General features: G+C 73.4%; 11 protein-coding genes and 1 riboswitch. Of the genes, 7 read left to right on the forward strand and 4 right to left on the reverse strand.

The window, feature by feature from the left end:
• Positions 1-47 precede the first annotated feature (47 nt).
• Complete coding sequence (locus AB0J67_RS11930; RefSeq protein WP_363480072.1) at positions 48-878, reverse strand: phosphoribosylaminoimidazolesuccinocarboxamide synthase; 831 nt, start codon at positions 876-878, stop codon at positions 48-50.
• 117 nt (positions 879-995) lie between these two features.
• Between AB0J67_RS11930 and AB0J67_RS11935 the strand changes: the two genes are divergently transcribed.
• The 4 genes from AB0J67_RS11935 to AB0J67_RS11950 are packed head-to-tail and all read left to right on the forward strand — an operon-like array spanning position 996 to position 4,667.
• Entirely contained in the window at positions 996-2,135 is a 1,140-nt protein-coding gene (locus tag AB0J67_RS11935; protein ID WP_363480075.1) for an XRE family transcriptional regulator, read from the forward strand.
• Positions 2,136-2,150: 15 nt separating this feature from the next.
• A complete protein-coding gene (gene era / locus AB0J67_RS11940) occupies positions 2,151-3,038 on the forward strand; it encodes a GTPase Era (RefSeq protein ID WP_363480078.1) in 888 nt (295 codons plus the stop codon).
• Between the two features lie 27 nt (positions 3,039-3,065).
• Complete coding sequence (gene recO, locus AB0J67_RS11945; RefSeq protein WP_363480081.1) at positions 3,066-3,821, forward strand: DNA repair protein RecO; 756 nt, start codon at positions 3,066-3,068, stop codon at positions 3,819-3,821.
• 33 nt (positions 3,822-3,854) lie between these two features.
• Positions 3,855-4,667 (forward strand): isoprenyl transferase, encoded by an 813-nt coding sequence (locus AB0J67_RS11950; protein ID WP_363480084.1) that lies wholly within the window; start codon positions 3,855-3,857, stop codon positions 4,665-4,667.
• Between the two features lie 166 nt (positions 4,668-4,833).
• Here the strand turns inward: AB0J67_RS11950 and AB0J67_RS11955 are convergent, their stop codons facing one another.
• The 3 genes from AB0J67_RS11955 to AB0J67_RS11965 are packed head-to-tail and all read right to left on the reverse strand — an operon-like array spanning position 4,834 to position 7,564.
• Positions 4,834-5,619 (reverse strand): energy-coupling factor transporter transmembrane component T, encoded by a 786-nt coding sequence (locus tag AB0J67_RS11955; protein ID WP_363480087.1) that lies wholly within the window; start codon positions 5,617-5,619, stop codon positions 4,834-4,836.
• Entirely contained in the window at positions 5,616-6,980 is a 1,365-nt protein-coding gene (locus AB0J67_RS11960) for an ABC transporter ATP-binding protein (RefSeq protein ID WP_363480090.1), read from the reverse strand. The genes AB0J67_RS11955 and AB0J67_RS11960 overlap by 4 nt, the downstream gene beginning before the upstream one ends.
• Positions 6,980-7,564, reverse strand: coding sequence for an ECF transporter S component (locus AB0J67_RS11965; RefSeq protein ID WP_363480093.1), 585 nt, complete (start codon positions 7,562-7,564; stop codon positions 6,980-6,982). Before AB0J67_RS11965 ends, AB0J67_RS11960 begins: the two co-directional genes overlap by 1 nt.
• A 96-nt stretch (positions 7,565-7,660) precedes the next feature.
• Positions 7,661-7,765, reverse strand: a riboswitch (TPP riboswitch).
• Between the two features lie 186 nt (positions 7,766-7,951).
• Between AB0J67_RS11965 and AB0J67_RS11970 the strand changes: the two genes are divergently transcribed.
• The 3 genes from AB0J67_RS11970 (at position 7,952) to AB0J67_RS11980 (ending at position 11,700) form a co-directional block, all read left to right on the forward strand.
• Positions 7,952-8,908, forward strand: coding sequence for a permease (locus AB0J67_RS11970; protein WP_363480108.1), 957 nt, complete (start codon positions 7,952-7,954; stop codon positions 8,906-8,908).
• Positions 8,905-9,645 (forward strand): TIGR03943 family protein, encoded by a 741-nt coding sequence (locus AB0J67_RS11975; protein WP_363480096.1) that lies wholly within the window; start codon positions 8,905-8,907, stop codon positions 9,643-9,645. Before AB0J67_RS11970 ends, AB0J67_RS11975 begins: the two co-directional genes overlap by 4 nt.
• A gap of 156 nt (positions 9,646-9,801) precedes the next feature.
• Positions 9,802-11,700, forward strand: a complete 1,899-nt coding sequence (locus tag AB0J67_RS11980; RefSeq protein ID WP_363480099.1) for an acyl-CoA dehydrogenase family protein — start codon at positions 9,802-9,804, stop codon at positions 11,698-11,700.
• Positions 11,701-11,838: the final 138 nt, after the last annotated feature.

The raw sequence follows: 11,838 nt of genomic DNA on the forward strand, positions 1-11,838 counted from the left end.
GTGCCGAGGTTAGCCCCGCCGCCGGGGCACCGGCAACGACCGTCGGGTCAGGACCAGGCCAGGCCGGTGAGCCGCTCGTACGCCTCGATGTAGCGGGCCCGCGTGGCCGCGACGATGTCCTCGGGCACCTCGGGGCCGGGGGCGGTCTTGTCCCAGCCCTGGCCGACCGCCCAGTCGCGCACGAACTGCTTGTCGAAGCTGGGCTGCACGTGGCCGGGCGCGTACCCGTCGGCGGGCCAGAAGCGCGAGGAGTCCGGGGTGAGCACCTCGTCGCCCAGCACCAGCGTGCCGTCGGCGGCCCAGCCCAGCTCGATCTTCGTGTCGGCGAGGATGATGCCGCGCTCGGCGGCGAGGTCGCGGCCGCGGGCGTACACGGCGAGCGTGATGTCGCGCAGCTGCGCCGCGGTGTCGGCGCCGACCTTGTCGACCACCTCGGCGTACGTCATCGGCTGGTCCTTCTCGCCGACCGGGGCCTTGGTGGACGGGGTGAACACCGGCTCGGCCAGGCGCGACGCCTCGGTCAGGCCGGGCGGCAGCGCCACGCCGGACACGGTGCCGCCGGCCTGGTACTCCTTGAGCCCGCCGCCGGTGAGGTAGCCGCGGGCCACGCACTCCACCGGCACCATGGTCAGCGCCCGGCAGCGCACCGCGCGCCCGGCGAACTCGGCAGGCACGTCCTCGGAGATGACGTGGTTGGGCACGATGTCTTTGAGCTGCTCGAACCACCACAGCGAGAGCTGGGTCAGCACCCGGCCCTTGTCCGGGATCGGCGTCGGCAGGATGACGTCGTAGATGGACAGCCGGTCCGACGCCACCAGGATGATGTCCGCGCCGTCGCGGTAGACGTCTCTGACCTTGCCCGAGTGCAGCAGCTCCACGGAGATCACCGTACCGGAGCGCCTCCGCGTGTCGCCGCGCCGTGCCCGCCTGCCGCCCCGGCGGCGGGCAGACCGGGGCCGTTGCGATTATCGCTATCCGTCATTACGGTGACGGCCATGGATGAGGGTGTCGTCGACCGGGTGCGCTCGGTGATCATCCGGGTCTCGCCCAGCCAGGCCGCCTTCAGCGAGCTGGTCGGCATCAGCGCCGACAAGCTGTCCAAGTCGCTCAACGCGGTGCGCCGCTTCACCTCGCTGGAGCTGGCCCTCATCGCCGACGCCGGGGACGTCAGCGTCGACTGGCTGCTCACCGGCCGCACCCGCGCACCCGCCCCGCCGGCCGCCGCGCCCGGCGCCGGGGACGACCTGCGCGCGCTGGTGGACCGGTTCGCCGCGGCGTACGAGACGCTGCGCCTGCTGGGCCGCCGCCCGCGCCTGGCCGCGCTGCCCGCCCTGCCGCCGGGCCCGCCCGCCCCGGCCGGGCGGGAGCTCGCCGAACGCGCCGTCACCGCGGTGCGCGCCGCCACCGGCCGGCCCGGCCTGCACGGGCTGGCCACCGCGGACCTCGCCGCCGCCATCGAGCAGGCGTACGCGGTCGACGTCGCGCTGCTTCCGCTGCCCGGCGGCGCCGACGCGCTGAGCCGGCAGACCGGCCACAGCAGGCTCATCCTGGCGGCGGTGACCAGCCGGTTCACCAGGCAGCGCTTCGCGCTCACGCACGCCCTCGGGCACGTGCTGGCCGGTGACGCCGACGAGCCGCTGCTCGACCAGGAGCTGGCCCCCGGCGCCCAGCGCGCCGACGGGGAGGTGCGGGCCGACGCGTTCGCCGCCGCGTTCCTGATGCCCTACGACGAGGTGGTGGCGGTGACCGGGCGGCGTGAGGTCACCGACGCCTGCTTCGCCGAGCTGGTGCGCGGGTTCGGGGTGTCGGCCGGGGCGATGGCCGCCCGGCTGCGGGCGCTCGGGCTGGTCGACGCCCCCCGGCACGGCGAGCTGAGCCGGTGGACCGCGGCGCGCTGCCACCAGGGGCCGTCCGGCCGGGACGCGCTGCTGGCCGCGATGACCGCGGCCCGGACCCGGCGGTCGCCCGCGCGCCTGGTCGGCGAGCTGTTCGGGGCGTACGCCGACGGCGCGACGACCCTGGTCCCGCTGGCCGGGCTGCTCGACTGCCCGGTCGACGACCTGTTCGCCGCGCTCGTCGCCGAGCAGCCCACGGTGCGGCGGGGGTACGCCGACGAACCCGCCTTCCAGCCGTGAAGGTACGTTACGTGAGTGGCGGATAACTCATACCGTGCCGGTTTTGCCTGTTTCGTGGGGCGGCCCAACGCGGGCAAGTCGACCCTGACGAACGCGATCGTCGGCCAGAAGATCGCGATCACGTCGAACAAACCGCAGACCACGCGGCATGTCATCCGCGCCGTGCTGCACCGGCCGGACGCGCAGCTGGTGCTCGTGGACACCCCCGGCCTGCACCGCCCGCGCACCCTGCTCGGCGAACGCCTCAACGACCTGGTCCGCGCCACGTGGAGCGAGACCGACGTGATCGGCCTGTGCATCCCCGCCAACGAGCCGGTCGGCAAGGGCGACACCTTCATCGCCGGGGAGATCTCCGGCCTGAAGGCGACCGTCGTCGCCGTCGTCACCAAGACCGACCTGGTGGACAAGAAGACCCTGGCCGAGCAGCTGCTCGCGGTGAACGCCCTCGGGGACTTCGCCGACGTGGTCCCGGTCAGCGCGGTGGCCAACTCGCAGCTCGACACGCTGGTCGACGTGATGGTCGGGCACCTGCCGCAGTCGCCGCAGCTCTACCCGGACAGCATGCTCACCGACGAGCCCGAGCACGTGCTGATCGCCGAGATGATCCGCGAGGCCGCCCTGGAGGGCGTACGCGACGAGCTGCCGCACTCCATCGCGGTCCTGGTCGAGGAGATCATCCCCGAGGACAAGGTGACCAAGGTCTACGCCGACGTCTACGTCGAGCGGCAGAGCCAGAAGGCCATCATGATCGGCGCGCGCGGCTCTCGCCTCAAGGAGGTCGGCACCAAGGCGCGCGCCGACATCGAGGAGCTGCTCGGCACCCGCATCTACCTGGACCTGCACGTGCGCGTCGCCAAGGACTGGCAGCGCGACCCCCGCCAGCTCCGCCGCCTCGGCTTCTAGTCGGCAGGGGTCGGTAGGCTCGCGCCTATGCCGGGCATGCGCCGACCCCTCTACCGCGACGACGCGCTCGTGCTGCGGGTGCAGAAGCTGGGCGAGGCCGACCGCATCGTCACGCTGCTGACCCGGCAGCACGGCCGGGTCCGCGCGGTCGCCAAGGGGGTCCGCCGCACCACGTCGCGCTTCGGCGCGCGGCTGGAGCCCTTCGGCCACGTCGACGTGCAGTGCAGCGAGGGCAGCTCGCTGGACACGGTGACCCAGGTCGAGGGCCGTGACCTGTTCGCCCGCCGCTTCCTGACCGACTACCCGCGCTACACCGCCGCCAGCGCGATCGTGGAGCTGGCCGAGCGCCTCACCCCGGTCGAGCGGGAGCCCGCGCTGCGGCTCTACCAGCTCACCCTCGGTGCGCTGCGGGCGCTCGCGGAGGGGCAGCGCTCCAGCACGCTGGTGCTCGACGCGTACCTGCTGCGCGCGATGTCCCAGGCGGGCTGGGCTCCGGCGCTGCGCGACTGCGCGGTGTGCGGCGAGGCCGGTCCGCACCGGGCGTTCTCCGTGCCCGCCGGCGGGGTGACCTGCCTGAACTGCCGCCCGCCCGGCGCCGCGCACCCCGACCCGGCCACCCTCGACCTGATGTCGGCGCTGCTGGAGGGCGACTGGGCCGCCGCCGAGCTGGCCGAGCAGCCGGTGCAGCGCGAATGTGCGGGATTCGTGGCGGCGCATTTGCAGTGGCACCTGGAGCGGCAGCTACGCTCGCTGCCGTTGGTAGACCGCCGGGAGCCGTCCTGAGCCACGGTTCCGGCCCGGAGCAGGGGATATGCCTTGATCAGAACTCGGCAGGCGCGTGAGCCGAAGCCGCCCACCCCGCACCCGACCGGCGCGACCCCGCCGAAGCTGCCCGCCGAGGCGCTGCCCAAGCACATCGCCATCGTGATGGACGGCAACGGCCGCTGGGCCAAGGACCGCGGGCTGCCCCGCACCGAGGGCCACAAGCGCGGCGAGTTCTCGCTGTTCGACACCATCGAGGGGGCGCTGGAGATCGGCGTGCCGTACCTGTCGGCGTACGCGTTCTCGACGGAGAACTGGAAGCGCTCGCCCGAGGAGGTGCGCTTCCTGATGGGCTTCAACCGCGACGTCATCCGCCGCCGCCGCGACATGCTCAACGACCTGGGCGTACGCATCGTGTGGTCGGGCCGGCGCGGGCGGCTGTGGAAGAGCGTCATCGACGAGCTGGAGACGGCCGAGCAGATGAGCCGGCACAACACCAAGCTCACCCTGCAGTTCTGCGTGAACTACGGCGGCCAGGCGGAGATCGCCGACGCGGCCGCCGCGATCGCCCGCGACGTCGCACTCGGCCGGCTCAAGCCCGACAAGATCAACGAGAAGGTCTTCGCGCGCTACCTCTACCACCCCGAGGTGCCCGAGGTGGACCTGTTCCTGCGCCCGTCCGGCGAGCAGCGCACCAGCAACTACCTGATCTGGCAGTCGGCGTACGCCGAGCACGTCTACCTGGACACGCTCTGGCCCGACTTCGACCGCCGCCACCTGTGGTACGCCTGCGAGCTCTACGCCCAGCGCGACCGCCGCTTCGGCGGCGCCCTGCCCAACCCCGTGGCCCCGCCCCCCGCCGCTTGATCACCCGACTTGCCTGGCACATGGGCGTACCGGCGTCCATGATTCGCCCATCTGCCAGGCAAGTCCACGGATCTTCGCGGGGGTTCACCACCACGCATCGTCGCGACCACCCGGATCGGCGCCGGTCACGGGCGGGCCGCCCAGGGGATTCGTGCCGCCGCTCGCCTCAGCGGTGGGCGATGAGCTGGATCGCGGCGGCCAGTGCGGCGCCGGCCGCGACGAGCAGCCAGTCGGCCGCCTGCCAGGGCATCGGCCGGGCGACGGTACGCGGCAGGCCCGCGTCGAAGCCGCGGGCGTCCATCGCCACGGCCAGCCGGGTGCCGCGCCGGATCGCCCCGACCAGCAGGCCGAACGCCGTGCTCGCGAACAGGCGCAACCAGCGCAGCGGGTTGCGCCCGGCGTCGATGCCGCGGGCCCGGCGCGCCATCGCGATCATCTGCCACTCGTCGCCGAGCAGCCCCACCAGCCGGAACGCGGCCAGCGCGCCGATCGCGAAGCGCGGGGACACCCGGGCGTGCTGGATCAGCGAGTCGGCCAGGTCGGTCGGGTCGGTGGTGCTGAACACCAGCACGCTGGGCAGCGCGATGGCCAGCAGGCGCAGCGCCAGCGACAGCGCGTTCAGCAGCACGGTCGTGGTGATCACGAGCGGCCCGGCCGCGAACAGGACGGTGCCGGACCGGTCGGCGGCGAACAGCGCCAGCGACAGCACCACGGTGCCCGCGCCGAGCAGCGCCGGCCAGCCGCGCCGCAGCAGCCCCCACGGCGTGATCCCGAACAGCGGCGCGGCCAGGAACGTCACCGCCAGCGCGAACCCCAGCGCGGCCACGTCCCGGGTGAGCAGCGCCGCCGTGGTGAACAGCGCCAGCGCGACGATCTTCGCCACGGGCGTGCGCCGTGCCAGCGGCGCCCCGGACCGCGTGGGGCGGGCGGTGACGGCGACCGGCCCGGTCACGGCGCGGCCTCCAGCCGCAGCACCCGGTCGGCCAGGGTGTCGACGACGTCGGGGTCGTGGGTGACGGTGACGATCCCGTGTCCGTCGTCGCGCAGCCCGGCGAGCAGGTCGACCAGTTCGAGCCAGGTGCGCCGGTCCTGCCCGAAGGTGGGCTCGTCGAGGATCAGCAGGCGGGGGCGGGCGGCCAGCGCGGTGGCCACCGACAGCCGCCGCGCCTCGCCTCCGGAGAGGGTGAACGGGTTCGCCCCGGCCAGGTGGTCCAGCCGCAGCCGGGTCAGCAGCTCGTCGATCCGGCCGGGCGGGGTGCCGCCCAGCGCCAGCTCGTCGCGCACGCTCGCGGTGACGAACTGCTGCTCCGGGTTCTGGAACACCGAGCCGATCCGGCCCGCCAGGGTGCGGGCGCGCCAGCGGTGCGGTGGGCCGTCCGGGCCGCGTACCTCGCCCGAGGCCGGGGCGAGCAGGCCGCCCAGCGCCAGGGCCAGGGTCGACTTGCCGGAGCCGTTGGGGCCGGTCACCGCCAGCGCCTGCCCGGCGTACAGCGTCGTGTCGGGGTAGGCGAGGTGGCGTACCCGCAGGTCGTGGGTGGACAGCAGCACCTCGCCGGGCGGGCCGGCGGCGCGGCGGGCGGCGGCGGGGTGGCCGGGCACCCATACCCCGGCCGCGGCGAGCTCCGCGCCGAGCGGCCCGGTCAGCAGGTGCGGCGGGATGTCCTCGCGTACGCCGCCGCCGGGCTCCAGCACGACCACGCGGGTGACCAGCTCCAGCACCTCGGCGATGCGGTGCTCGACGAGCACGACGGTGGTGTCGGCGCCGACCGCGTCGCGCAGCGCCTGCCGCACCAGGGCGGCACCGGCCGGGTCGAGGTTGGCGGTGGGCTCGTCGAGCAGCAGCAGTTCGGGTGCTGGGGCGAGCGCCCCGGCCAGCACCAGCCGCTGCTGCTCGCCGCCGGAGAGCGCGTCGGTGGCCCGGTCCCGCGGGTAGGGGAAGCCGACCCGGTCGAGCACCTCGTCCACGCGGGGCCAGATCTGCTCCGGCGGCCGGCCCAGGTTCTCCAGGCCGAACGCGACCTCGTCCCCGGCCCGTGACATCACCAGCTGCGACTGCGGGTCCTGGAAGACGATGCCCACCGCGGGGACCGGCCGGGTGCCCGCCCGGCCGGCGGCGATCCGGATCGTGCCCTCGGCCTCGCCGGAGTCCTGCGGCAGCAGCCCGGCCAGGGCGTGCAGCAGAGTGGACTTGCCCGCGCCCGAGGGGCCGAGCAGCAGCACCCGTTCGCCGCGCTCGATACGCAGGTCGAGCCCGCGCACCGCCCACGCGCGGCGGCCGGCGTGCCGCCACCCGTACCCCTCGAGCTCGATCATCAGACCAGGTCGCGGGCGCGGCCGGAGGGGAACCGGTCCAGCACGCCGGTGCCGGCCAGGGCCTTGGTCGAGTAGTGCCCGCCGATGCCGGCGAACAGGACGGTGCTGGCCATGACGATGCCGACGTACGCGAGCTTCCAGTCGGCCTGCCAGTCCGCGTAGTAGTAGTACAGGTCGAGCCCGGCGGCGGTGGCACCGGCGAGCACCGAGGCGAGCAGGGCCTGCGGCAGGCCCCAGCGCTTGTAGCCGCCGAGCGCGAAGCCCAGCTCGCCGGCCGCGCCCTCGGCCAGGCCGTACCAGAGCACGCTGATGCCCCAGGAGGTGCCGAGCAGCGCGGAGACGATCGCCGCGACCAGCTCGGTGTAGATGCCGGCGCCCGCCTTGCGGATGATCAGCGGGGCGAGCACGGCGGGCAGCAGCCATACGCCGTAGATGGCGGCGGCGGCGGGCGGGAAGGTCGCGCCGAAGATCGCCCCGGCGGGGCCGTTCCACAGCAGGCCCCAGGCCCAGAAGATGACGCCGAAGGTGACGGCGAGGATCGAGGCGACCACGATGTCGACGGTGCGCCAGCGGTGGTTGTTCATGCGGAGACTCCTGGTCCGTTAAGGGGACGAACGAGGAGAAGTGCACACGCCGCGCCCGGAATACCCGATTCGAGTATGCCGAAAGCCGACGTGGCGGTGAGGTGTTGACCGAACTCCCTGCGCTGGCATTACCCAGATCAGGTTCGAGGGTCTGCGGCCGTTGCCGCACTCTCAGCGCTGTGCGCTCCCCTGTCGTTTCTGTTTGTTCATCTGAAGCCGCCTGCGGGCGGCGCTTGTGCCGATGAGGCTAGCACCGAACCGCGTGGCGGTACCCTGTGCCGGTCGGCACACCCCCGATACCTAAGGACCCCCGTGACCTCCGTCGATCAGCGCCCGTCCGCGGCGCCTCCGGCACGGCCCGGTGGGGCCGGTCCGGCCCGGACCCGGCTGCTGGGCGGCCGTGTCGGCTCCGTCGAGCTGCTCGCGGTGCTGCTCATCGCACTGCTGCTCTTCCGCGGGCCGATCGCCGACGCGATCTCCACCCCGCTGCTGCAGACCTGGACCACCGTCTTCGTGTCGGTGATGGTGCAGGCCACCCCGTTCCTGGTGTTCGGCGTCGCGCTGTCGGCGGTGATCGCGGTGTTCGTGCCCCGCTCGTTCTGGGCCAGGGCGCTGCCGAAGCACCCCGCGCTGGCGGTGCCCGTGGCCAGCTGCGCCGGGGTGGTGCTGCCGGGCTGCGAGTGCGGCTCCGTGCCGATCGCCGGCTCGCTGATCCGGCGCGGGGTCACCCCGGCCGCCGCGCTGGCGTTCCTGCTGGCCGCGCCCGCGATCAACCCGATCGTGCTGGCCGCCACCGCGGTCGCCTTCCCGAACAACCCCGAGATGGTCGTCGCCCGCGGTGGGGCCAGCCTGATCGTCGCGATGATCATGGGCTGGCTGTGGCTGCGGCTGGGCCGGCAGGACTGGATCAGGCTGCCGCACCGGCCCGAGCTGGACGACCTGTCCAAGGCGCGGGCGTTCTGGGCGGCCTGCCGCCACGACATCGTGCACGCGGGCGGCTTCCTGGTGCTCGGCGCGATGGCCGCGGCCACCATCAACGTGCTCGTGCCCGAGTCGGTGCTGCAGTCGGTGGCCGACCGGCCGGTGCTGTCCGTGCTGGCGCTCGCGGTGCTGGCCGTGCTGCTGTCGCTGTGCTCGGAGGCCGACGCGTTCGTCGCCGCCTCGCTGAGCCAGTTCTCGCTCACCGCGCGGCTGGCGTTCCTGGTCGTCGGCCCGATGGTCGACCTGAAGCTCATCTCCATGCAGGCCGGGGTGTTCGGCCGGCGCTTCGCGGTGCGCTTCGCCCCCGCCACGTTCGTCACGGCCGTGCTGGTCGCCGCCGGAGCCGGGATGGTGCTGCTGTGAACCGACAGGCCCAGGGCGTGGTGCTGCTGCTGCTCGGCGGCGCCATCCTCAAGGCGAGCCTCACCGACATGTACCTGCGCTATGTCAAGGCCGGGCTGCAGCCCTTCCTGATCGCCGCGGGCGCGCTGCTGGTCGTCGCCGCCGTGATGACCATCTGGTACGACCTGCGCCACGGCTCCACGCTCGACACCGAGTGCGCCGACGGCTCCCACGAGCACCCCGACAGTTCCCACGGTCATCGGGAGCCGCGGGTCGGCTGGCTGCTCATCGCCCCCGTGCTGGGCCTGCTGCTGGTCGCCCCACCCGCGCTCGGGTCGTACGCCGCGGGCCAGGCCGGCAGCGCGCTGTCGTCCCAGCAGGTGTCCGACTTCCCGGCGCTGCCCGACGGCGACCCGGCCCGGATCAGCGTGCTCGACTACGCCACCCGCGCGATCTTCGACGAGGGCCGGTCGATCGGCGACCGGCAGATCCGGGTCACCGGCTTCCTGTCGGCCGGTCCGGACGGCGGCCAGCTGCTCACCCGCATGATCCTGTCCTGCTGCGCGGCCGACGCCCGCCCGATCAAGGTGGGCATGAACGGCGGGGTGCCGCGCGGGCTGACCGACGACAGCTGGGTCGAGATCACCGGGAAGTACTCCGACCAGCGGGGGACCGACCCGGTCAACGGCGACGACATCCCGTTCATCGAGGTGCTCGAGTGGCGCACGGTGCCTGCTCCGGCGGAGCAGTACGAGTAGCCACACCGCGTCGTCCTGCCAACTGCTACCGATCAGTAGTACCGCGCGGTAGCGTGATTATGGGCGCAACACCGGACATGGCACGTCGCGGTGCGCCGCCGCTGGAGCGGCGCGCGGGCGGCATCCCACGTCCGGCCGGACGACAGGGAGTCGGCGATGACGACCGTGCAGCGTGAGGTGACCGCAGAGCAGGCTCGCCAGGTGGCCGAGGCCGCCCGGGAGAGCGAGTGGCGCAAGCCCAGTTTCGGTAAGCAGCTGTTCCTCGGCCGGTTGCGGATGGATCTGATCCACCCGTGGCCGCAGCCCGCACCCGACCCCGACGCCGAGGCGTTCCTGGCCAAGCTGGCCGATTACGTCGCCACGGAGGTCGACGGGGCCGCCATCGAGCGCGACGCCCGCATCCCCGACGAGGTCTTCCACGGCCTGGCCGAGCTGGGCGCCTTCGGCATGAAGATCGATCCCGCGTACGGCGGCCTCGGCCTGTCCCACCTGGACTACTGCCGCGCGCTGACGCTGGCCGGTTCGGCCAGCCCGGCGATCGGCGCGCTGCTGTCGGCGCACCAGTCGATCGGGGTGCCGCAACCGCTGAAGCTGTTCGGCACGCCCGAGCAGAAGCAGCGCTTCCTGCCCCGGCTCGCCGCGGGCGAGGTGTCGGCGTTCCTGCTCACCGAGCCCGACGTCGGCTCCGACCCGGCCCGCATGTCGGCCGTGGCCACCCCGGTCGAGGGCGGCTACCTGCTCAACGGCGTCAAGCTGTGGGCCACCAACGGCACCGTGGCCACGCTGCTCGTGGTCATGGCGATGGTGCCCAAGGGCGACGGCCGGCGCGGCGGCATCACCGCGTTCGTGGTCGAGGGGGACTCGGACGGGATCACCGTCGAGCGGCGCAACGGCTTCCTCGGGCTGCGCGGCCTGGAGAACAGCGTCACCCGGTTCCACGACGTGTTCGTCCCGGCCGAGAACGTCATCGGCGGCGAGGGGCAGGGCCTCAAGATCGCGCTGAGCACGCTGAACACCGGCCGGCTGTCGCTGCCCGCCATGTGCGTGGGCGCGGCCAAGTGGTGCCTGAGCGTGGCCCGGCAGTGGTCGCAGCAGCGCGTGCAGTGGGGCCGGCCGGTCGGGCAGCACGAGGCCGTCGCCACGAAGATCGCCTACATCGCCGCGACGGCGTACGGCATGGAGTCCATGCTGGAGCTGTGCTGCATGCTGGCCGACGACGACCGCAACGACTTCCGCATCGAGGCCGCGCTGGTCAAGCTCTACGGCTCCGAGCTGGCCTGGCGGGTCGTCGACGAGCTGGTGCAGATCCGCGGCGGCCGCGGCTACGAGACCGCGGACTCGCTCGCCGCACGCGGCGAGAAGGCACTCGGCGTCGAGCAGCTGCTGCGCGACACGCGGATCAACCGCATCTTCGAGGGCTCGACGGAGATCATGCACCTGTTCATCGCCCGGGAGGCGGTGGACCAGCACCTGTCCGTGGCCGGTGCGCTGATCGACCCGAAGTCCAAGCTCGGCGACAAGGGCCGGGCGCTGCTGGGCGCCACCGGCTTCTACGCCCGCTGGCTGCCCACCCTCGCCGTCGGCCGGGGCACCTTCGGCGGCTACCGCAGGTTCGGCCCGCTCGCCGGGCACGTCCGGTACGCCGAGCGCGCCGCGCGCCGCCTGGCCCGCAACACCTTCGCCGGGATGGCCCGCTGGCAGGGCCGGCTCGAACACCGCCAGGCGTTCCTGGGCCGGATCGTCGACATCGGCGCGGAGCTGTTCGCCATCGCCGCCGTCTGCTCCCGCGCCACCGCGTCCGGCCGCCGCGAGGAGCTGGCCCTGGCCGACCTGTTCTGCCGCCAGGCCCGCGGCCGCATCGTGATCCTCGAGCACGAGCTGTGGCACAACACCGACGCCGAGGACGTGGCCCTGGCCAAGAGCATCCTCGCCGGCGACCACACCGATCTCGAACAGGGCATCATCCCGCCCCCCGAGGACGGCGAGTGGGTCACCACCTGGACCCCCGGCCCCTCCACCGCCCCCGACACCCGCCGCCGCATCCCACCCCGCTAGCCCACGAAGGAAGGGCACCTTCTTAACGCCATGCGTAGAGGAAGGTGCCCTTCTTAACCCTCGCGGTCCGGGGTGCCCGCGATGATCGCTGTTTCGGGGGGTAAGCAGGAGTGGGTGCGCAGGTTTGGTCCCGAGCGG

The sequence above is a fragment of the Catellatospora sp. NPDC049609 genome (genome assembly GCF_040675365.1).
GTDB lineage: Bacteria > Actinomycetota > Actinomycetes > Mycobacteriales > Micromonosporaceae > Catellatospora.